General features: G+C 71.3%; 13 protein-coding genes. 8 read left to right on the top strand and 5 right to left on the bottom strand.

Annotated features, from left to right (window positions below):
- Positions 1-11 precede the first annotated feature (11 nt).
- Together IE124_RS08210 and IE124_RS08205 are read right to left on the bottom strand one after the other, a co-directional pair.
- Positions 12-530 (bottom strand): pyridoxamine 5'-phosphate oxidase family protein, encoded by a 519-nt coding sequence (locus tag IE124_RS08210; RefSeq protein WP_189506307.1) that lies wholly within the window; start codon positions 528-530, stop codon positions 12-14.
- 70 nt (positions 531-600) lie between these two features.
- Positions 601-2,751 carry a PIG-L family deacetylase gene (locus IE124_RS08205; protein ID WP_189506306.1) on the bottom strand — a complete coding sequence of 717 codons (2,151 nt, stop codon included), beginning with the start codon at positions 2,749-2,751 and terminating at the stop codon, positions 601-603.
- A gap of 277 nt (positions 2,752-3,028) precedes the next feature.
- Between IE124_RS08205 and IE124_RS08200 the strand changes: the two genes are divergently transcribed.
- Positions 3,029-6,016 (top strand): bifunctional [glutamine synthetase] adenylyltransferase/[glutamine synthetase]-adenylyl-L-tyrosine phosphorylase, encoded by a 2,988-nt coding sequence (locus tag IE124_RS08200; protein ID WP_189506305.1) that lies wholly within the window; start codon positions 3,029-3,031, stop codon positions 6,014-6,016.
- Positions 6,017-6,049: 33 nt separating this feature from the next.
- On the opposite strand, the gene IE124_RS08195 is transcribed toward IE124_RS08200, so the two are convergent.
- The 3 genes from IE124_RS08195 to IE124_RS08185 form a co-directional block, all read right to left on the bottom strand.
- Positions 6,050-6,883: a DUF4344 domain-containing metallopeptidase gene (locus IE124_RS08195; protein ID WP_189506303.1), complete on the bottom strand. Its 834-nt coding sequence runs from the start codon at positions 6,881-6,883 to the stop codon at positions 6,050-6,052.
- 326 nt (positions 6,884-7,209) lie between these two features.
- Positions 7,210-8,121 carry a phosphatase PAP2 family protein gene (locus IE124_RS08190; protein ID WP_189506301.1) on the bottom strand — a complete coding sequence of 304 codons (912 nt, stop codon included), beginning with the start codon at positions 8,119-8,121 and terminating at the stop codon, positions 7,210-7,212.
- Positions 8,122-8,228: 107 nt separating this feature from the next.
- The gene (locus IE124_RS08185) at positions 8,229-9,251 is read right to left on the bottom strand and encodes a LacI family DNA-binding transcriptional regulator (RefSeq protein ID WP_189506299.1); all 1,023 of its coding nucleotides are present in this window, start codon (positions 9,249-9,251) and stop codon (positions 8,229-8,231) included.
- 377 nt (positions 9,252-9,628) lie between these two features.
- Here IE124_RS08185 and IE124_RS08180 point away from each other — a divergent pair, with 377 nt between their 5' ends.
- The 7 genes from IE124_RS08180 (at position 9,629) to pulA (ending at position 22,863) form a co-directional block, all read left to right on the top strand.
- On the top strand, positions 9,629-10,906 hold the full coding sequence (locus IE124_RS08180; RefSeq protein WP_189506297.1) for an extracellular solute-binding protein: 1,278 nt from the start codon (positions 9,629-9,631) through the stop codon (positions 10,904-10,906).
- 50 nt (positions 10,907-10,956) lie between these two features.
- Entirely contained in the window at positions 10,957-11,970 is a 1,014-nt protein-coding gene (locus IE124_RS08175) for a carbohydrate ABC transporter permease (protein ID WP_189506296.1), read from the top strand.
- Complete coding sequence (locus IE124_RS08170; RefSeq protein ID WP_189506434.1) at positions 11,964-12,833, top strand: sugar ABC transporter permease; 870 nt, start codon at positions 11,964-11,966, stop codon at positions 12,831-12,833. The genes IE124_RS08175 and IE124_RS08170 overlap by 7 nt, the downstream gene beginning before the upstream one ends.
- 57 nt (positions 12,834-12,890) lie before the next feature.
- A complete protein-coding gene (locus IE124_RS08165) occupies positions 12,891-14,570 on the top strand; it encodes a glycoside hydrolase family 13 protein (protein WP_189506294.1) in 1,680 nt (559 codons plus the stop codon).
- Positions 14,558-15,637, top strand: coding sequence for a LacI family DNA-binding transcriptional regulator (locus IE124_RS08160; RefSeq protein WP_189506292.1), 1,080 nt, complete (start codon positions 14,558-14,560; stop codon positions 15,635-15,637). Before IE124_RS08165 ends, IE124_RS08160 begins: the two co-directional genes overlap by 13 nt.
- A 134-nt stretch (positions 15,638-15,771) precedes the next feature.
- Positions 15,772-17,484 (top strand): carbohydrate-binding module family 20 domain-containing protein, encoded by a 1,713-nt coding sequence (locus IE124_RS08155; RefSeq protein WP_189506290.1) that lies wholly within the window; start codon positions 15,772-15,774, stop codon positions 17,482-17,484.
- 84 nt (positions 17,485-17,568) lie between these two features.
- On the top strand, positions 17,569-22,863 hold the full coding sequence (gene pulA / locus IE124_RS08150; protein ID WP_189506288.1) for a pullulanase-type alpha-1,6-glucosidase: 5,295 nt from the start codon (positions 17,569-17,571) through the stop codon (positions 22,861-22,863).
- Positions 22,864-22,903 lie beyond the last annotated feature (40 nt).

The following is a 22,903-nucleotide window of genomic DNA, read 5'->3' as shown; positions in this document are numbered from 1 at the left end:
CTCCGTACTCCTCAGAAACGCCAGCGGGTCTGGCCGAACGGATCGCCCTTGGCGAAGCCGAAGACCGTACGAGGCGCGACCGCGAACACCACGGCCGTACCACCGTCGCCCACGAACGCCCCCTCCCGCACGTCGAACCGCCAATCCGGGCCGTACTTCTCCACGTACGCCTGCGCGAGCGCCCGCAGCCGCTCCTCGTCCCTCACCGGCGCCGCCGCGCCCTCGACGACCAGGTCGAGGCCCTCGTCGAGGACACCGGAGCCGGTGGTGAGGACCACCGACGGGTTCTCCGCGAGGTTGCGGGCCTTGCGCTCGTCGGGGCCGGTGCAGAAGTGCAGCGCCCCCTCCGACCAGACCGCGATGAGCGGCGTGACGTGCGGGCGGCCGTCCGGGCGGACCGTCGTCAGCCAGAAGACCTCGGCCGCCGCGAGCCGGTCCGCCGCGTCGGACCAGGGCAGCGCGGTCGCCTTCGGGTCGCTGTAGCGAGGATCGAGCGAGGTGCGAGGGGTGGTTGACGTGTGCGGGTCCATGGCCGGCCGTCCTCTCTGTGTGGCCCCACGGCGGGTGCCACACAGAGGAGACCGGTCCGGCCGCCCGAACTCATCGGTCGGCGGGCGTCCAGTGCAGCCTGCCGTCCAGACCGATCGCCGCGACCCCGTCCGTGCCCGCGTCGGGCGCCCCGGAGAAGAGGAACCGCTCCAGCCGCCACGTCGGCCGCGTCGCGCCCCGGGCCAGCGGGGCCGTCGCCAGAACGCCCGTCCGGGAGCGGACCGCGAGCATGCCGTCGCCGCCCACCGAGGCACTTCCCCTGGATCCGCCCACCGAACCGCCGGTGGACCCGCCCATCGCCCCGCTGACCGGGCCGAAGCCCGCGACGCCGCCCGCCAGTTCCCGCATCGGGGACATCAGGCCCGGGCCCGAGAAGTCGGCGGTCCGCAGGTCGTTGGAGGCCGGCTTGCGGAACCAGAGCCGTACGCCCTCGCCGCCCGGCGCCGCGCTCGCGCTCAGCGCCAGCGTCGTCGGAGGCAGACCCGTGCGCACCGGACCCGCAGGCGGGCCGCCGGGGCTCAGCGCCGCCCAGGCCAGGACGGTGGTCGGGGTGCTCGCGAAGACATAGCCGCGGCCCGTCGCGTCGGTCGCCGCCACGGGGTCGCCGTGCACGTCGGCGCCGCCCAGCGTCCGCCACGGACCCCACAGGCCGTCCGTGCCCTGCTCACGCGACACGAGCCGGTGGGCGCTGTCCCGCAGGACCAGGGTCGCCCGGCCGTCGGGGCCCACGGTCACGGCGGGCGCGCTGATGTCGGAGGTGCCCTCGGCGTCGTCCCGCTCGGGTGTGCCGAGCGAGCGCCACGGGCCGAAGCCGCCGCCCGCCGCGGTCTGCTCGGCCGTCACCACCTCGCGCCGGTAGTCCCCCGGGAGGGCGCCGAGCGTCGTCCGGGTCCCGAAGACGGCCAGGCGGCCGTCGGGCAGCAGCGCGGAGGTGACGCCGCTGTCCAGTCCGCCGCCGGGCAGCAGCACCGGCCCCCGCCACGCCGCCGTGTCCGTCGCCTTCCGCCAGGTCGCGAGGCGCCCGTCGAGGACGGAGAAGGCGTGCAGCCCGCCGTCCCGGTCGCGCTGCACCCAGGAGGTGGAGGTGCCCCGGGCGTACCGGATGGTCTGCGCCCAGCCCCGCCCGGCGGGCCGCGCGGCCACCTTCAGGTCGCCGCAGCCCGCGAGCGTCCCGCAGTCGTTGACCCCGTCCATCCACGCGTACGTCTTCAGCGTCTTCAGCTTCGCGTGTGCCGTCTCGGGGTCGAGGGTGTGCGGCAGGACGCTGGTCGGGTAGCCGAGGTAGTTCTGCACGCCGACGCGCGGGTGCCCGGGGAGCTCCGCGTACCGGGCGAGCGCGGCCTGCACGAACCGCGCCCCGAACAGGTGGTCCTGATGGTCCTGGTAGCGGTCCGTGCCGGCGACCTTGCCGGAGGTCGGGTCCTGCATCCGTACGAAGGTGGGCCGGAAGCGCTCCAGGATCCCGGTCACCGTCGCGACGACCTGTTCCTTCGTGTACGAGAAGTCCGCCGCGACCGGCGTGCCGGAGGCGCGCTGCGAGGCGAGCGCGGATATCCGGCCGTGCCACAGACCGTTGAGGCTCTCGGGGCGGTCGCCGTTGGTCGCCCCGGCCTCGCGCAGCTGCAGCCACACCAGCTTCACGTGCGGCTTCGCCCGCAGGATGTCCAGTTCGGCCGTCGCCCCGCCGGCCGTGGGTATCGCCACCCGGTCCCAGAGGCTGGTGCGGCTGCCCGTGGCCATCTCGGCGTACGCGGCGCGGATGCCGTTCTGCCGCGCCTCGGCGTACCCCGCCTTGTCGGGCTGCGCCCCGGCGGCGTCGCGCGGACGCGCGTTGACGCCGTCCGACTCGCCGGAGGTCAGGTAGACGGAGGTCAGGGGGTTGCCGGAGTGGATGGACTGGGAGGTGTCCGGGTTCATGAAGAACAGGTCGTCGTCGGGGTGCGCCACGATCTGCACCACGGACGCGCCGTCGGCGCCGGCCGGCGCCTCGACCCCGCGCACCTTCACCGGGGTCTCCGCCGGCGCCCGCGAGGGCAGCGGAACCGACGCGGCCGCCGAGGAGTCCGGCGCGGTCGTGACCGACAGCAGACCGGCGAAGGTGCCGCCCACCAGGACGGTCGTCACGGCCGTCGTGAAGACCCTGCGGCGGGAGGTCCCGCGGCGGGAGAGGACGGCGGGACGGCGGGGGAGACGGACGGGCATCGGTGGCGGCGCGCTTTCACAGGAGGGCGGGCGGAGAGGACGGCCGGAAGGGTGGCCGGCGGGGACGGGCATACGTGCGGGTGCGCACGGACAACAAGACGGACTTTCAAGGAATACGGTTCATCGGGCCCGAATAGCGACCAATGTGCGAGATGTCACGTGTGATCCGCTTCGATCCGAAGGCCTGGGCGCCCGCGCCCCCCGATCCGGATAGGCTCGATCTCCCGGACCCGACCGTGGGAGACCCGGGTCGGGCGTGCTTGGAGGGAGCGGTCGGATGACGGTGCCGGGGCGCAGGAGCAGTACATTCTCTCGTCTGCTGCGACACGGATTCACCGATCCCTCGGGGGCCGAACGCCTCCTGGACGTCCCGGAGCTGGCCGCCCTCCGCGGCGACGCCGTCCTCCTCGACGCCCTCGGCGCCACCGCCGACCCCGACCTCGCCCTCCGCGGCCTGGTCCGGCTCGTCGAGGCCCAGCCCGAGACCGAGCGGCAGACCCTCACCTCCACCCTCCTCTCCGCCAAGCCCTTCCGGGACCGGCTCCTCGGGGTCCTCGGCGCATCCGAGGCGCTCGCCGACCACCTGGCCCGCCACCCCCGCGACTGGGAGTCCCTCGTCACCTACGAGGCGGCCGACCTGCACCCGGGCGTCGCCGAGTTCGAGCGGGGCCTCGCCGAGGCCACCGACGCCGTCTCCCTGCGGGTCGCCTACCGCCGCTGCCTGATCGCCATCGCGGCCCGGGACGTGTGCGGCACCACCGACGTCGCCCAGGCGGCCGCCGAGCTCGCCGACCTGGCGACGGCGACCCTGCGCGCCGCGCTCGCCATCGCCCGCACCGCCGCGCCCGCCGACGCCGCCCAGTGCCGGCTCGCCGTCATCGCGATGGGCAAGTGCGGCGGCCACGAGCTCAACTACGTCTCCGACGTGGACGTGATCTTCGTGGGGGAGCCCACCGAGGGCGCCGACGAGGCCAAGGCGATCCAGGCCGCGACCCGGCTCGCCTCCCACCTCATGCGGATCTGCTCCGAGACCACGGTCGAGGGCACCATCTGGCCGGTCGACGCCAACCTCCGCCCCGAAGGCCGCAACGGCCCCCTCGTCCGCACCCTCTCCTCCCACCTCGCCTACTACCAGCGCTGGGCGAAGACCTGGGAGTTCCAGGCCCTCCTGAAGGCGCGCGCGGTCGCCGGCGACCCGGACCTCGGCGCCCAGTACATCGACGCCGTCTCCCCGCTCGTCTGGCAGGCCGCCGAGCGCGAGAACTTCGTCCCCGACGTGCAGAAGATGCGCCGCCGGGTCGTCGACAACATCCCCGCCGCCCAGGTCGAGCGCGAGCTCAAGCTCGGCCCCGGCGGCCTGCGGGACGTCGAGTTCGCCGTCCAGCTCCTCCAGCTCGTGCACGGCCGCAGCGACGCCACGCTGCACAGCGGCAAGACCCTGGACGCGCTCGCCGCGCTCGCCTCCGGCGGCTACATCGGCCGGGCGGACTCGGCCCAGCTCGACGAGGCGTACCGCTTCCTGCGGGCCATGGAGCACCGCATCCAGCTCTACCGGCTGCGCCGCACCCACCTCGTCCCCGAGGACGAGGAGGACCTGCGCCGCCTCGGCCGCTCCCTGGGCCTGCGCACCGACCCGGTCGCCGAGCTCAACAAGGAGTGGAAGCGGCACGCGTCCGTCGTCCGCCGCCTCCACGAGAAGCTCTTCTACCGGCCGCTGCTCGACGCGGTCGCCCAGCTCGCCCCCGGCGAGATCCGGCTCAGCCCGAAGGCGGCCGGACAGCGCCTCGAAGCCCTCGGCTACCAGGACCCGGCCGCCGCCCTGCGCCACCTGGAGGCGCTCGCCTCAGGGGTGAGCCGCAAGGCCGCGATCCAGCGGACGCTGCTGCCCGTGCTGCTCGGCTGGTTCGCCGACTCGGCCGACCCGGACGCCGGCCTCCTCGGCTTCCGCAAGGTCTCGGACGCCCTCGGCAAGACCCCCTGGTACCTCCGACTCCTCCGCGACGAGGGCGCCGCCGCGGAGAACCTCGCCCGGGTGCTCTCCGCCGGCCGCCTCGCTCCCGACCTGCTGCTCCGCGCCCCCGAGGCGGTCGCCATCCTCGGCGACCCCGAGGGGCTGAAGCCGCGCGGCCGGGACCACCTGGAGCAGGAGGTCCTGGCGGCGGTCGGCCGCGCGGGCGACGCCGAGCAGGCCGTCGCGGCGGCCCGCGGGGTCCGCCGCCGGGAGCTGTTCCGCACGGCCGCGGCCGACCTCATCGGCTCGTACGGCACCGAGGACAACCCCCGCGAACCCGACCCCGGCGCCCTGGTCGACCGGGTGGGCGAGGCCGTCACCGACCTCAACGCGGCGACGATCGCCGGCGCCCTGCGGGCCGCCGTCCGCGCCGAGTGGGGCGACGAGCTGCCGACCCGCTTCGCGGTCATCGGCATGGGCCGCTTCGGCGGCCACGAGCTGGGATACGGCTCCGACGCCGACGTGCTGTTCGTGCACGAGCCGCGCGAGGGCGTCGACGACCAGGAGGCGGCCCGGGCCGCGAACCGCGTGGTCGCCGAGATGCGGAGGCTGCTCCAGCTCCCTACGGCCGACCCACCTCTGCTCATTGACGCGGACCTGCGGCCCGAGGGCAAGAGCGGCCCCCTGGTCCGCACCCTGAAGTCGTACGAGGCCTACTACCGCCGCTGGTCGCTCGTCTGGGAGAGCCAGGCCCTGCTGCGCGCCGAGCCCATGGCCGGCGACCAGGACCTGGCCGACCGGTTCATCGAGCTCGTCGACCCGCTGCGCTACCCCGCCGAGGGCCTCGGCGAGGACGCGGTCCGCGAGATCCGCCGCCTCAAGGCCCGGATGGAGTCCGAGCGGCTGCCGCGCGGCGCCGACCCGACGCTCCACGCCAAGCTGGGGCGCGGCGGTCTGAGCGACGTCGAGTGGACGGTCCAGCTGATCCAGATGCGGCACGGCTGGGCGGAACCGGGGCTGCGGACGCCCCGTACCCGCGAGGCGCTGCGGGCCGCGCACGCGGCGGGCCTGATCCCGACGGACGAGGCGCAGACCCTCGACGAGGCCTGGGTCCTCGCGACCCGCGTCCGCAACGCGGTGATGCTGGTCCGCGGCCGCCCTGGGGACACCTTCCCCTCGGACCCGCGCGAGCTCGCGGCGGTGGGCCGGTACCTGGGGTACGAATCCGGCCACGTCGGCGAGATGGTCGACGACTACCGACGCATCACGCGCCGCGCCCGGGCCATCGTCGAGGAGCTCTTCTACGGGGCCTGACCGGCAAGCCACCCCCAGGTCCTGCCGGGAGCCTCACTTCAGGTAGGGGGCGAGCAGGGTGCTCCACGCCTTCTGCATCTGCGCGTACTCGCCGGGGCAGCCGACGGCGCGGGACTCCGGCAGGAAGCCCTCGGGGTTGGCCTCGGTGAGGACCACGAAGTCGTAGGTCTGCGGGTCGGAGCCGTACAGCCAGCAGATGGCGTTGTAGTAACGCTGCGAGTCCAGGGCGTGCACGTCGGAGACCTTGTCGCTCAGGTCGCCCTGCTCGGAGAGTTCGGCGAGGGCGCCCCACGCCTCGATGTCGCTGATCGCGTACTCCCGGTGGAGCGAGTCCTCGGAGAGCAGCAGCGTGGCGAGCTGGTCGGCCGAGTCCTCCTCCCGGCCTGTGGCGGGAAGATCGTAGACCTGGATGAGGGCGTGCGCGAGCTCATGGAAGACCGCGCTGTTGGCGACGCCGATGACGTCCTCGTCGGTGGCCCGTGCCTGCTCGGCGGGGCTGCCCTCGGTGTTCCGCTCCGAGAAGATCCCGCGGAACAGAGCGGCGTACTCGTAGCAGAAGAGAATGGCCTGGGATTCCGGATCCCAGTAGGCGTTGGGAGGGTCGCAGCTCACCGCCACCAGGGGGATGTCCCGGGGCAGTCCGATCAGGGCGTTCGCGTGGGCGGCGGCGCTCTCAAGGACCTCGTTCTGCTGGAGGAACTGCTGCTCGGCCAAGCCCGCTTCGGTCTCGGCGGGCTCGTAGCTCACGACGAGCCCTCCGGGACCGGGTACGGCGGGCACGGCGGTCGCGCTGGTCGCACTGGTCGCGCCGAAGGTCAGGAGAGCGGCTGCGGCGAGGGCGGCGGCCCATCTGCGGTGGAAGCGCATTCTCTGCCTCCTGCCACTGGACCACCGCGCACGATGGCCACGTCGGGGGAGTCGGAGCGGCCCGGACCCCGAGGGCCGTACAACGTCAGGATAAGGCCGCCGACATACGCGGGCATGTGCGCGGGCGGCCTGATGGCCCTGGTGACCTCGCACGCGGCGGTCGCGGCGGGGGAGGAGACGGTCGCCGGCCGGATCGCCCCGGGCTTCCGGGCCGACCTCACGGCCTTCGTCGCGGACCCGGGCGGACGAGGTCGCAACGACAGCGATCCGGCTCACCGTCACCGGTGGCCGGATCGCGTACAGGCAGGACTGAGCGGCGGGACCCGCTACCTCCGGGAACCGACCGGGCGCTCCGCCGCCCCGTGGTCCGCGTCCTCCGTGCTCTCCGGCGGGCGCGGACCGCCCTGGGGCACGTTCGCGGCGGGTTCCACCAGCTTGGGCAGCCGGTGCGGCCGGGAGCCGTACCAGAAGTACGAGACGAGGAAGCCGAAGGCCAGGCAGATCACGCCGCCGACCGCGTCCAGCCAGAAGTGGTTGGCGGTCGCGACGATCACGACGAGCGTGACCGTCGGGTAGAGCAGGCCGAGGATCTTCGCCCAGGGCGCCTTCGCGAGGAGGAAGATCGTCACACCGCACCAGAGCGACCAGCCGATGTGCATCGACGGCATGGCCGCGTACTGGTTCGACACGTGCTTCAGGTTGCCCGAGGCCATCGAGCCCCAGGTCTCGTGGACGAGGACCGTGTCGATGAAGTTCTGGCCGGTCATGAGCCGCGGGGGCGCGAGCGGGTACAGGTAGTAACCGACCAGGGCCACACCGGTGGTGGCGAACAGGACCGTGCGGAACGCCGCGTAACGGCCCGGCTGCCATCGGTACAGCCACACGAGCACACCGATGGTCACGACGAAGTGCAGCGTCGCGTAGTAGTAGTTCATCGAGACGATCAGCCAGGTCACCGAGTTCACGGCGTGGTTGACGGCGTGCTCGAAGGCGAGGCCGAGGGACTCCTCGGCCCGCAGGATCCAGTCGGCGTTCTCGAGGGCCTGGGCCTTCTGCTCCGGCACCGCGTTGCGGATGAGCGAGTACGTCCAGTAACTCACCGCGATGAGCAGGATCTCGAACCAGATCGTGGGGCGCCGCGGCACACGGGCACGCAGGCGTGCGAACCTGCCGTCGGCCACGATGGGTGGCGACGGGGTCGTCCGGTCGTCCAAACTCTTCACGGTCGTTTCACCCATAGGCAGAGAGTTTGCCAGATCCCGCCCCCTCGACCGATCATCCCCCGGTCTGGTTCCGGTCGCACCCGGTCCCTCTCAGGAATGACCCCGGCCCTGAGGCGTGTCCGTCAGGAGGGGGACGGGGCCGAGGCGGTCGAACCGCGAACGACCAGCTCAGGCATGAAGACGAACTCGGAGTGCGGTGCCGGGGTGCCCCCGACCTCTTCGAGCAGCGCGCGGACCGCGGCCTGTCCCATCGCCTGCACGGGCTGGCGGATGGTGGTCAGCGGCGGATCCGTGAAGGCTATGAGGGGGGAGTCGTCGAAGCCGACGACGGAGACGTCCCGGGGGACGTCGAGCCCCTGCTGCCGGGCCGCCCGGATCGCGCCGAGCGCCATCATGTCGCTCGCGCACACGACCGCCGTGCAGCCGCGGGAGATCAGCGCCCCGGCCGCCGCCTGGCCGCCCTCCAGGGTGTAGAGGGAGTGCTGGATCAGCTCCTCGGACTCCTCGGGGGCGAGGCCGAGCCGCTCCTCCATGCCCTTCTGGAAGCCCTCGATCTTGCGCAGCACCGGGACGAACCGCTTGGGGCCGACGGCGAGCCCGATCCGGGTGTGGCCGAGCGCGGCCAGGTGCGTCACCGCGAGCCGCATCGCCGCCCGGTCGTCGGGCGACACGAAGGGCGCCTGGACCTTGGGGGAGAAGCCGTTGAGGAGGACGTACGGGACGCCCTTGCCGCGCAGCTGGTCGTAGCGCGTCATGTCGGCGGTGGTGTCGGCGTGCAGCCCGGAGACGAAGATGATGCCGGCGACACCGCGCTCCACCAGCATGTCGGTGAGCTCGTCCTCCGTGGACCCGCCGGGGGTCTGGGTGGCGAGGACCGGCGTGTACCCCTGCCGGGTCAGGGCCTGCCCGATGACCTGCGCGAGCGCGGGGAAGATCGGGTTGTCCAGCTCGGGGGTGATGAGGCCGACGAGCCCGGCGCTGCGCTGACGCAGTCGTACGGGCCGCTCGTAGCCGAGCACGTCCAGTGCGGCAAGCACGGATTCGCGGGTGGCGGTGGCCACACCGGGCTTGCCGTTGAGCACGCGGCTGACTGTGGCTTCACTGACCCCCGCCTGGGTTGCGATGTCGGCAAGCCGCGCGGTCATGAGGATGGACTGTACCGGTCACAGCGCGTATTGCCCACCGAACGCCCGTAGGAGCGGATTCGGCGAGCTTCCATGAGATTCCGCTCGATTTCGCAAGGTCTTGCAGAGCTTGCGAGGGGAGCCGTGTGGGGCGGCTGAGCACTCCTGAGGTCGTTCTGTCCGGAAGTGGCCCGCTCCGGGCACTGTCAACAGGCCCTTCGGACACCTTAGGGACACGCGGATGTAACGATCCCCGGGTCTTGCAGAAATTTCACGCAAGCTCTTTCGGCTCGTTTTCATCCCTGTTACGTTCCTGCCAACCCGGAGCGCCGCGAGGGAGCGGTCGCATGAGGAAGGTTCCAGCCCCTCGTCTCCCCGGGATCACTGAAGGAGTTCACATGCGGCGTGGCATAGCGGCCACCGCGCTGGTCGCAGCCCTGGGCGTGACCCTGGCGGCGTGCGGTAGTGACAGCGGTTCGAACGACGGCGGCTCGAAGAGCTCCGGCGAGCTTTCCGGCACCGTGACCTGGTGGGACACGTCCACGGTCGGCTCCGAGGACAAGGTCTTCAAGAAGGTCGCCGAGGACTTCAAGAAGAAGCACCCCAAGGTCACCGTCAAGTATGTGAACGTGCCCTTCGGTGAGGCGCAGAACAAGTTCAAGAACGCGGCCCAGTCCGGCTCCGGCGCGCCCGACGTCATCCGCTCCGAGGTCGCCTGGACCCCCGAGTTCGCGGACCTCGGCTACCTCGCCCCGCTGGACGGCACCCCGGCCCTCAAGAACTCCGAGGACTTCCTCAAGCAGGCCGCCGCCTCGACCCAGTACAAGGGCAAGACCTACGGCGTCCCGCAGGTCATCGACTCCATGGGCATCTTCTACAACAAGAAGATCTTCAAGGAGGCCGGCGTCGAGGTCCCCAAGACGATCGCCGAGCTGAAGACCGCCTCCGCCAAGATCAAGCAGAAGACCGGCAAGCCCGGCCTCTACCTGCGCGGCGACGACGCCTACTGGTTCCTCTCCTTCCTCTACGGCGAGGGCGGCGACCTCGTCGACGCCGAGAAGAAGACGGTCACCGTCGACAACGCGGCCGGCGTGAAGGGCTTCAAGGTCGTCAAGGACCTGGTCGACTCCGGCGCCGCCAAGACCGACGCCACCGACGGCTGGAACAACATGCAGACGGCCTTCAAGGACGGCAAGGTCGCCATGATGATCAACGGCCCGTGGGCCGTCGCCGACACCTACGCCGGCAAGGAGTTCAAGGACAAGACCAACCTGGGCATCGCCCCGGTCCCGGCCGGCTCCGCCGGCCAGGGCGCCCCGCAGGGTGGTCACAACCTCGCCGTCTACGCGGGCTCCAAGAACCTCGACGCGTCCTACGCCTTCGCCGAGTACATGACCTCGGTCGAGACCCAGGCCACCGTCGCCAAGGAGCTCAGCCTGCTCCCGACCCGTGAGTCCGTCTACATCAAGCCGGACGTCGCGACCAACGAGATGATCGGCTTCTTCAAGCCGGTCGTCGAGAAGGCCGTCGAGCGCCCCTGGATCCCGGAGACCGGCAGCCTCTTCGCGCCGCTCGTCACCGAGTACACCAAGGTCCTCACCGGCCAGACCTCCCCGGACGCGGGCGCCAAGGCGACGGGTGACGCCTACCGCAAGCTCCTGAAGGACTGGAAGTAGCAGGGAAACGCAGGAAAGACGCAGGAAGAGGAAGGAAGGCAGGCCGGCTGATGGCTGTGGACACCCCCAGCCAGTCGGTGGCGAAGGCCGCGGGCGACAGTGTCGCCCGCGGCCGGAGCCGCGGGACTGGTAAGCCGCGGGGCGCGGCGAAGCGCTCACTCTCCACCCACTGGTACGCCTGGGCGATGGTCGCCCCGGTGATCCTGGTGATCGCCGTGATCATCGGCTACCCCCTGATCCGCGGCATCTACCTGTCGCTGACGGACGCCAACGAGCGCAACGTCGCACGGTCGATCGGTGTCAACGAGATCCCGGCCACCTACGAGTTCGTCGGCCTGGACAACTACACCGAGGCGCTGACGGGCAACCAGTTCCTCGCCACCCTGGGCTGGACGCTGGTGTGGACGGTGTCGTGTGTCGCGCTGACCTTCGCCCTCGGTCTCGCGCTCGCCAACATCCTCAACCGCAAGATCGCCGGCCGCTCCGCGTACCGCCTGCTGCTGATCCTGCCCTGGGCCGTGCCCGGCTTCGTCTCCGTCTTCGCCTGGCGCTTCCTCTACAACCAGGACAACGGCCTGCTCAACAAGCTCCTCGCGGGCGGCGGCATCGACGCCGTCCCGTGGCTGAACGACCCGACCTGGGCCAAGTTCTCGGTCATCCTCGTCAACGTCTGGCTCGGCGTCCCGTTCATGATGGTCGCCCTCCTCGGTGGGCTCCAGTCCATCCCGGGCGAGATGTACGAGGCCGCCGAGATGGACGGTGCCAACGCATGGCAGCGTTTCCGGCACATCACCATGCCCGGGCTCCGCTCGGTGTCGACGACGGTGATCCTGCTCTCCACCATCTGGACCTTCAACATGTTCCCGGTGATCTTCCTGCTCACCCGGGGCGGTCCCGGCGAGGCCACCCAGATCCTCGTCACCCAGGCGTACAAGTTCTCCTTCGAGGTCAGCCCGCGGGACTTCGCCCAGTCGTCCACCTGGGGCGTCCTGATCCTGGTCCTCCTGATGCTCTTCGCCGCGGTCTACCGGCGAGTCCTCCGCAAGCAGGGAGAAGTCTGGTGACCACCACGACCCCCACCCACCGGGCCAACACCCCGGTCCGAGGCCGCCGCTCGCCCCTGGCATCGGTCGCCCTGCACCTCACGCTGATCGTGGCCTCCGTGATCGCCGTCTTCCCGGTGCTGTGGGTGCTCCTGACGTCCCTGAAGCCCGCCGAGTTCGCGATCACGACGGACTTCTTCAAGGAGACGACGCTCGAGAACTACACGAACCTCCTGAGGGACACCCCGTTCCTCACCTGGTTCGGCAACTCGCTGCTCGTCGCCGCGCTCACCACCGTCGTCGGCGTCTTCATCTCCGCCACCACGGGCTACGCGGTCAGCCGCTTCCGCTTCCCCGGCAAGCGCGGACTCATGTGGACCCTGCTCATCACGCAGATGTTCCCGGTCGCCGTCCTCATCGTGCCGATCTACAACATCATGTCGTCGATGGGCCTGCTCAACCAGCCGGCCGGCCTGGTCATCACGTACCTGACCATCGCCGTCCCGTTCTGCGCCTGGATGATGAAGGGCTTCTTCGACACCATCCCGCGCGAGATAGACGAGTCCGGCTACGTCGACGGACTCACCCCCTTCGGCACCTTCTGGCGGCTCATCCTGCCGCTCGCCAAGCCGGGCATCGCGGTGACCGCGTTCTACTCCTTCATCACCGCCTGGGGCGAGGTCGCCTACGCCTCCGCGTTCATGGTCGGCGACGAGAACCTCACGCTCGCCGGCGGACTCCAGAAGTTCGTCAACCAGTACGGCGCCCAGTGGGGCCCGATGGCCGCGGCCTCCGTGCTCATCGCCGTCCCCGCGGCCCTGGTGTTCCTCTTCGCCCAGCGGCACCTCGTCACCGGCATGTCCGCCGGCGCCGTCAAGGGCTAGGGCGTGCCCAGCCCGATCACCGCCTCTGTACGCCCCTCCTTACCTCACAGGGAAGACATGACCCAGCATCTCGCCACCCCGGCCGACGCCCCCACCACCGGCACGCACACGGGCTGGTGGAGAGAAGCGGTGATCTACCAGGTCTACCCGCGCAGCTTCGCCGACGGCAACGGCGACGGCATGGGCGACCTGGAGGGTGTCCGCAGCCGGCTGCCGTACCTCAGGGACCTCGGCGTCGACGCCGTCTGGCTCTCCCCGTTCTACGCGTCGCCGCAGGCCGACGCCGGGTACGACGTCGCCGACTACCGGGCCATCGACCCGATGTTCGGCTCCCTCCTCGACGCCGACGCCCTGATCCGCGAGGCCCACGACCTGGGGCTCCGGATCATCGTCGACCTCGTCCCGAACCACTCCTCGGACCAGCACGAGTGGTTCCAGCGGGCGCTGCGCGAGGGCCCCGAGTCGCCGCTGCGCGAGCGCTACCACTTCCGCCCCGGCAAGGGCGAGAGCGGCGAACTGCCGCCCAACGACTGGGAGTCCATCTTCGGCGGCCCCGCCTGGACCCGTACGGAGAACCCCGACGGCACCCCCGGCGAGTGGTACCTCCACCTCTTCGCCCCGGAGCAGCCCGACTTCAACTGGGAACACCCGGCCGTACGCGACGAGTTCCGCTCCATCCTGCGCTTCTGGCTCGACATGGGCGTCGACGGCTTCCGCGTCGACGTCGCCCACGGCCTCGTCAAGGCCTCCGGGCTGCCCGACATCGGCGCCCACGACCAGCTGAAGCTGCTCGGCAACGACGTCATGCCCTTCTTCGACCAGGACGGCGTCCACGAGATCTACCGCACCTGGCGGCAGATCCTCGCCGAGTACGACGGGGAGCGCATCCTCGTCGCCGAGGCCTGGACCCCGACCGTCGACCGCACCGCGAACTACGTGCGCCCCGACGAGATGCACCAGGCCTTCAACTTCCAGTACCTGGGCACCCACTGGGACGCGGCGGAGCTCCGCTCGGTCATCGACGCCTCGCTCGACGCGATGCGCCCGGTCGGCGCCCCCACCACCTGGGTGCTCTCCAACCACGACGTCACCCGGCACGCCACCCGCTTCGCCAACCCGGCGGGCCTCGGCACCCAGCTCCGCGAGGCCGGCGACCGCGAGCTCGGCCTGCGCCGGGCCCGCGCCGCGACCCTGCTGATGCTGGCGCTGCCCGGCTCGGCCTACGTCTACCAGGGCGAGGAGCTCGGCCTGCCGGACGTCACCGACCTGCCCGACGAGGTCCGCCAGGACCCGTCCTTCTGGCGGGCCAGCGGCCAGGACGGCTTCCGCGACGGCTGCCGCGTGCCGATCCCGTGGACCGCCGAGGGCTCCTCGTACGGCTTCGGCGACGGCGGCTCCTGGCTGCCGCAGCCCGCGACCTGGGGCGCGCTGAGCGTCGAGGCGCAGACCGGCGACCCCGGCTCCACCCTGGAGCTCTACCGCAGCGCGCTCGCCGTGCGCCGTGAGCGTCCCGAACTCGGTGCGGGCGAGGCCGTCGAGTGGCTGGAGGCACCCGAGGGTGTGCTCTCCTTCCGCCGCGACGGCTTCGTCTGCACCGCCAACACCACCGGCCGGGCCATCTCCGTCCCGCTGCCCGGCCGGTTCCTCCTTTCCAACGAGGAGATCCGCGTCGTCGCCGTCGACGACGAGGACACGGTGGAGATTCCCGCCGACACCACCGTCTGGTGGGCGGTGTGACGATCCCCCTGCCGCGGGGCGCCGGAAACGGCGGCCCGCGGCTCGCGGACATCGCGGCCCAGTCCGGCGTCAGCGAGGCCACCGTCAGCCGCGTCCTCAACGGCAAGGCGGGGGTGGCCGGAGCGACCCGGCACAAGGTGCTCGCCGCGCTCGACGTGCTCGGCTACGAGCGCCCCGTACGGCTCAAACGCCGCAGCGCGGGCCTCGTCGGGCTCGTCGTGCCCGAGCTGACCAACCCGATCTTCCCGGCGTTCGCACAGGTCGTCGAGCAGGTCCTCGCCGGCCACGGCTACACCCCGGTGCTCTGCACGCAGATGCCCGGCGGCGCCACCGAGGACGAGCTCGTCGACCAGCTCGTGGAGCGCGGGGTGGCCGGCATCGTCTTCCTCTCCGGGCTGCACGCGGACGCCTCCGCCGACCCCGCGCGGTACGCCCGGCTGAGCGACCGGGGCGTGCCGTACGTCCTCATCAACGGCTACAACGAGCACATCGACGCCAACTTCGTCTCCCCGGACGACCGGGCCGCCGCCCGCATCGCCGTGCGGCACCTGGTCGAGCTGGGCCACGAGCGGATCGGGCTCGCCATCGGCCCCACCCGGTACGTGCCCTCGCGCCGCAAGGCCGAGGGCTTCACCGCCGAGCTGTACGAGCTCCTCGGCATCGAGCGGGCCGAGGCCGAACGTTTCATCAGGCCCACGCTGTTCGGCGTCGAGGGCGGGCACGCCGCGGCCGACATCCTGCTCCGCGAGGGCTGCACCGGCATCGTCTGCGGCTCCGACCTGATGGCGCTCGGCGTCATCCGCGCGGTCCGCGCCAAGGGCCTCGACGTGCCCGGGGACGTCTCCGTCGTCGGCTTCGACGACTCGCCGCTCATCGCCTTCACGAGCCCGCCGCTGTCCACCGTGCGCCAGCCGGTGCAGGCGATGGCGACGGCGGCGGTCGGCGCGCTCCTGGAGGAGATCGAGGGAAACCCCGTGCAGCGCACGGAGTTCGTCTTCCAGCCGGAGCTGGTGGTCCGCGGCTCGACCGCGCAGCCGCCCGGCAGGGCGCCGCAAGTCCTTTCGTAACAACTTGCGTTGTGGGGTCCGCGGGGGCGTCCGGAGGGTTGACCGGGCGTCGGGGCACTCGTACGGTCACGGCTGAAAACAGTTGCTGACATTTTCAGCAACTTCTTGCGACAGTGAAGTCAGCAGGAGGAATCATGGCCAGAAAGACCGTGGCAGCTGCACTCGCCCTTGTGGCGGGAGCCGCTGTGGCCGTCACGGGCAACGCCCCGGCGCAGGCCGTCCCGCCCGGCGAGAAGGACGTCACCGCGGTGATGTTCGAGTGGAACTTCGCCTCGGTGGCCCGGGAGTGCACCGACCGCCTCGGCCCCGCCGGATACGGATACGTCCAGGTCTCCCCGCCCCAGGAGCACCTCCAGGGCGGCCAGTGGTGGACCTCGTACCAGCCGGTCAGCTACAAGATCGCCGGACGTCTCGGCGACCGTACCGCCTTCAAGAACATGATCGACACCTGCCACGCGGCCGGCGTCAAGGTCGTGGCCGACTCCGTCATCAACCACATGGCGAACGGCTCCGGCACGGGAACGGGCGGGACCTCGTTCTCCAAGTACGACTACCCGGGCCTCTACTCCGGCTCCGACATGGACGACTGCCGCGCCACGATCTCCAACTACCAGGATCGCGCCAACGTCCAGAACTGCGAGCTCGTGCAGCTGCCGGACCTCGACACGGGCGAGGACCACGTCCGCGGGAAGATAGCCGGCTACCTCAACGACCTGGCGTCGCTGGGCGTCGACGGCTTCCGGATCGACGCCGCCAAGCACATGCCGGCCGCCGACCTCGCGAACATCAAGTCCCGGCTGACGAACCCGAACGTCTTCTGGAAGCTGGAGGCCATCCACGGCGCCGGCGAGGCCGTCTCCCCGAGCGAGTACCTCGGCACCGGAGACGTCCAGGAGTTCCGCTACGCCCGCGACCTCAAGCGCGTCCTCCAGGGCGAGAAGCTCTCCTACCTGAAGAACTTCGGCGAGGCCTGGGGCCACATGCCCTCCGGCCAGTCCGGCGTCTTCGTCGACAACCACGACACCGAGCGCGGCGGCGACACCCTGTCCTACAAGGACGGCGCGAACTACACCCTCGCCTCCGTCTTCATGCTCGCCTGGCCCTACGGCTCCCCGGACGTCCACTCCGGCTACGAGTGGACCGACAAGGACGCCGGACCGCCCAACAACGGCCAGGTCAACGCCTGCTACACCGACGGCTGGAAGTGCCAGCACGCCTGGCGCGAGATCTCCTCCATGGTCGGCTTCCGCAACGCGGCCCGCGGCCAGTCCGTCACCGGCTGGTGGGACAACGGCAACAACGCCATCGCGTTCGGCCGCGGCACCAAGGCCTACGTGGCCATCAACCACGAGACCTCGGCGCTCACCCGCACCTTCCAGACCTCGCTGCCCGCCGGCTCCTACTGCGACGTCCAGTCGAACACCGCCGTGACGGTCAACGCCTCCGGCCAGTTCACGGCCACCGTCGCCGCCAACACGGCCGTGGCCCTGCACGTGAACGCCATGAACTGCGGCGGTACGACCCCGACCACGCCGCCCACCACGCCGCCCGCCACCTCGGGCGCCTCCTTCAACGTCACCGCCACCACCGCGGTCGGCCAGAACATCTACGTCACCGGCAACCGCGCCGAGCTCGGCAACTGGGCCCCGGCCTCCGCCCTCAAGCTCGACCCGGCCACGTACCCCGTCTGGAAGCTGACCGTCGGCCTGCCCGCCGGAACCTCCTTCGAGTACAAGTACATCCGCAAGGACGCCGCCGGAAACGTCACCTGGGAGTCCGGCGCCAACCGCACCGCGACCGTCCCCGCCTCGGGCCAGCTCGTCCTGAACGACACGTTCCGCAGCTGACCCCCCGCCTTCCGTAGGGCCGCCCCCCTCACCCGGGGCGGCCCTCCCACCCGTACCCCCGTCCCTCCTCCAGGGAGCACCTCCGTGACACCGAAGAGAACGGCGGTCGCGCTCGCCGCCGCCCTGTGCGCGGCCCTCGTGCCCGCCGTCCCCGCGGCCGCCGCGCCCCGGCCCCCCGCCCCGCCCTCCGACCGGACGCTCGCGGCCCAGCCCGCCCGTCAGGACCTCACCCGCGAGCAGTTCTACTTCGTCCTGCCGGACCGGTTCGCCAACGGCGACACCTCCAACGACCGCGGCGGCCTCACCGGCAGCCGCACCCGGACCGGCTTCGACCCGGCCGACAAGGGCTTCTACCAGGGCGGCGACCTCAAGGGCCTCACCCAGCGGCTCGACTACATCAAGGGCCTCGGGACCACCGCCATCTGGATGGCCCCGATCTTCAAGAACCGGCCCGTGCAGGGCGAGGGGAAGGACGCCTCCGCCGGCTACCACGGCTACTGGATCACCGACTTCACCCAGGTCGACCCGCACTTCGGGACCAACGAGGACCTGGAGAGGCTGATCGCCGCCGCCCACGCCAAGGGCATGAAGGTCTTCTTCGACGTCATCACCAACCACACCGCCGACACCGTCGACTACGCCGAGAAGAAGTACGGCTACCGACCCAAGGGCGCCTACCCGTACCTCGACAAGGACGGCCGCCCCTTCGACGACCGGGCCGCCATCGGCAAGGTGGACGCGGACTCGTTCCCGTACACCCCGGTCGAGAAGGCGAACACCAAGGTCCCGTCCTGGCTCAACGACCCCACGATGTACCACAACCGCGGCGACTCCACCTGGGCCGGCGAGTCCGCCGAGTACGGCGACTTCGTCGGACTCGACGACCTGTGGACCGAGCGCCCCGAGGTCGTCGAGGGCATGAAGAGGATCTACGAGAAGTGGGTCCGCGACTTCAAGATCGACGGCTTCCGCATCGACACCGTCAAACACGTCGACCTGGACTTCTGGACCGAGTGGGCCACCGCCCTCGACGCGTACGCGAAGAAGCGCGGTCGCGAGGACTTCTTCATGTTCGGCGAGGTCTACTCCGCCGACACCACCGTCACCTCCCCGTACGTCACCCGGGGCCGGCTCGACGCCACCCTCGACTTCCCCTTCCAGGACGCGGCCCGCGCCTTCGCTTCCCAGGGCGCCGGCGCCGACCGCCTCGCGAAGGTCTTCGCCGAGGACTACCGCTACACCACCGACAAGGCCAACGCCTACGAGCAGGTGACCTTCCTCGGCAACCACGACATGGGCCGCATCGGCACCTTCCTCAAGCAGGACAACCCCCACGCCTCCGACGCCGAACTCCTCCGCCGGGCCCGGCTCGCCAACGAGCTGATGTTCCTGTCCCGCGGCAACCCGGTGATCTACTCCGGCGACGAGCAGGGCTTCACCGGCGCCGGCGGCGACAAGGACGCCCGCCAGCCCCTCTTCGCCGCCCAGGCCGCCGACTACCTCGACGACGACCAGCTCGGCACCGACCGCACCCACGCCACCGACGCGTACGACACCAAGCACCCCGTCTACACGTCCGTCGCCGAACTCTCCCGCCTGACCAAGGCCCACCCGGCCCTCCGCGACGGCATCCAGCAGGAGCGGCTCGCCGAGGGCTCCGTCTACGCCTTCTCCCGTACGGACGCCAAGACGCGGACCGAGTACCTCGTCGCCACCAACAGCGCCACCACCGACAAGACCGTCACCGTCCCGGTCGAATCCGCGAACTTCCGTGCCCTGTACGGGGGTCAGGGCGCCGTCACCACGAAGGACGGCAAGGTCACCGTCACCGTCCCGGCGCTCTCCTCGCTCGTCCTCAGGGCCGACGCCCCGCTCCCGGCCCCGGCCGCGAAGCCCGTCGTCTCCCTGAAGGCCCCGGCCGCCGGCGCCACCGGCACCGTCGAGCTCACCGCCGACGTCACCGGCGGCGGCCTCAACCGCGTCGTCTTCGCCGCCCAGACCGGCAACGGCCCCTGGCAGGTCCTCGGCACCGCCGACCACGCCCCCTACAAGGTCACCCAGCACGTGACCGCCGCCGCCGGCACGGCACTGCGCTACAAGGCCGTCGCCGTCGACTCCGCCGGCCGCACCGCGAGCGCCACCGCCACCACCACCGCCGGACAGGTCCCCGCACCCGAGAAGCCGGTCGCCGTCGAGCGCACGTACGCCGTCGTCCACTACAAGCGCGAGGACGGGAACTACGCCGGCTGGCAGCTGAAGGCCGCCGGCCAGGAGGCCGCGTTCACCGGCCGTGACGCCCACGGCGCCTTCGCCTGGGTCAAGGTCCCCGAAGGCGCCTCCACCCTCGCCTACACCGTCGAGAAGGACGGCGCCGCCGACGGCCCGCAGCGGAGCATCACCCTCGGCCGCACCGGCGAGGTCTGGATCACGCAGGGCCAGGACGGCCAGTCCGACACGAACCCGGCCCCCGCCCCGCAGGACAAGACCAAGGCCGTCATCCACTACCAGCGGCCCGACGGGAACTACGACGGCTGGGGCCTCCACACCTGGACCGGCGCCGCCCAGCCCACCGACTGGTCCAAGCCCCTCATGCCGGTCCGCGTCGACGCGTACGGCGCCGTCTACGAGGTGCCGCTCACCGAGGGCGCGACCTCCCTCTCGTACATCCTCCACAAGGGCGACGAGAAGGACCTGCCCACCGACCAGTCCCTCGACCTCGCCACCTACGGCCACGAGATCTGGGCGCTCTCCGGACAGCAGAAGTACCTCCTCCCGACCGTCGGCGGCGCCCCGAACCTCGACCTCGGCAAGGCCGAGGCCCAGTGGATCGACCGGAACACCGTCGTCTGGAAGGTGAAGGCCACCGACGCCACCAGCCAGCAGCTGGTGTACGCGAAGAACGGCGGGCTCACCGTCACCGACGGGGCCCTCAGCGCCGAGGGCCAGTGGCTCCGGCTCAACCAGGCCGCCCTCACCGACGCCCAGAAGGCGAAGTACCCGCACCTCAAGGACTACCCGGCCTTCACCCTCGACGCGCGCGACGCCGACCGCGTCCGCGACTCGCTGCGCGGCCAGCTCATCGCCACCCAGCGCGCCGCCAACGGCGCCCTGCTCGCCGCCACCGGCGTCCAGACGGCCGGCGTCCTCGACGACCTGTACGCCCAGAAGGCCACCGGCGCCGCCCTCGGCCCCGTCTTCCGCCAGGGCCGCCCCACCCTCGCGCTCTGGGCCCCCACCGCACAGTCCGTCGCCCTCGAACTCGACGGCCGGACCGTGCCCATGCGGCGCGACGACACCTCCGGCGTCTGGTCCGTCACCGGCCCCAAGTCCTGGACCGGCAAGCCGTACCGCTACGTCGTGAAGGTCTGGGCGCCCACCGTCCAGAAGATCGTGGAGAACAAGGTCACCGACCCCTACTCCACCGCCCTCACCACCGACTCCGCCCGCAGCCTCGCCGTCGACCTCACCGACCCGAAGCTCGCCCCGGCCGGCTGGCGCGGCCTGAAGAAGCCGACCGCGGTACCGCTGCGCGACGCCCAGATCCAGGAGCTCCACATCCGCGACTTCTCGATCGCGGACCCCACGGCGAAGGCCGACCACCAGGGCACCTACCTGGCCTTCACCGACCCGGACAGCAAGGGCACCCGGCACCTCAAGGCGCTCGCCGCCTCCGGCACCTCCTACGTCCACCTGCTCCCGGCCTTCGACATCGGCACCATCCCCGAGAAGAAGTCCGGACAGACCGCACCCGCCTGCGACCTCACGGTCTACGCCCCCGACTCCGAGGAGCAGCAGGCCTGCGTCGCCGCCGCCGCGGCCAAGGACGCCTACAACTGGGGCTACGACCCGCTGCACTACACCGTCCCCGAGGGCTCCTACGCCACCGACCCCGAAGGCACCCGCCGCACGGTCGAGTTCCGGCAGATGGTCCAGGCCCTCAACGGCAACGGACTGCGCACGGTCATGGACGTCGTCTACAACCACACCGTCGCCGCCGGACAGTCCGACAAGTCCGTCCTCGACAAGATCGTGCCCGGCTACTACCAGCGGCTCCAGGCCGACGGCTCCGTCGCCACCTCCACCTGCTGCGCCAACACCGCGCCCGAGAACGCCATGATGGGCAAGCTCGTCGTCGACTCGGTCGTCACCTGGGCCAAGGACTACAAGGTCGACGGTTTCCGCTTCGACCTCATGGGCCACCACCCCAAGGCCAACATCCTGGCCGTCCGCAAGGCCCTCGACGAGCTGACCGTCGCCAAGGACGGCGTCGACGGAAAGTCGATCGTCCTCTACGGCGAGGGCTGGAACTTCGGCGAGATCGCCGACGACTCCCGTTTCGTCCAGGCCACCCAGAAGAACATGGCCGGCACGGGCATCGCGACCTTCTCCGACCGCGCCCGCGACGCCGTCCGCGGCGGCGGACCCTTCGACGAGGACCCGGGCGTCCAGGGCTTCGCCTCCGGCCTCTTCACCGACCCCAACTCCTCCACCGCCAACGGCACCCCGGAGCAGCAGAAGGCCCGGCTGCTCCACTACCAGGACCTGATCAAGGTCGGCCTGACCGGCAACCTCGCCTCTTACACCTTCACCGACACCTCGGGTCGCACGGTCAAGGGCTCCGAGGTCGACTACAACGGCGCCCCCGCCGGCTACGCGGCCGCCCCGGGCGACGCCCTCGCCTACGCCGACGCCCACGACAACGAGAGCCTGTACGACGCGCTGGCCTTCAAGCTCCCGGCGGGCACCTCCCCGGCCGACCGGGCCAGGGCACAGGTCCTCGCCATGGCGACCGCGACCCTCTCGCAGGGCCCGGCGCTCTCCCAGGCCGGCTCGGACCTGTTGCGCTCCAAGTCCCTGGACCGCAACTCCTACGACAGCGGCGACTGGTTCAACGCGATCCACTGGGACTGCCGCGACGGCAACGGCTTCGGCCGCGGCCTGCCCCCGGCCCCCGACAACAAGGCCAAGTGGGGCTACGGAAAGCCGCTCCTGGTCAACCAGGCCCTCACGGTCGGCTGCGAGCAGATCGACGGCGCCTCCGCCGCCTACCGCGACCTGCAGAAGATCCGTACCACCGAGCCGGTGTTCTCACTGGCCACCTCGGGCCAGGTGCAGGACGCCCTGACCTTCCCGCTCTCCGGCCGTGACGAGACCCCCGGCGTCATCACCATGCGCCTCGGCGACCTGGTCGTCGTCCTCAACGCGACCCCGCGGAGCACCGAGCAGAAGGTCGCCGACCTGGCGGGCAAGGGCTACGCCCTCCACCCCGTCCAGGCGAACGGCTCGGACGCCGTGGTGAAGTCCGCCTCCTACGAGGCCGGTTCGGGCACCTTCACGGTCCCGGCCCGGACGGTGGCGGTCTTCAAGACCGCGAGCTGATCGCGGGCAGAACCGGGCCCTGGTGTGACATCCCTGTCAC

The organism is Streptomyces narbonensis, assembly GCF_014649015.1.
Lineage (GTDB): Bacteria > Actinomycetota > Actinomycetes > Streptomycetales > Streptomycetaceae > Streptomyces > Streptomyces narbonensis.
This window is presented reverse-complemented; position numbering and strand designations above follow the sequence as displayed.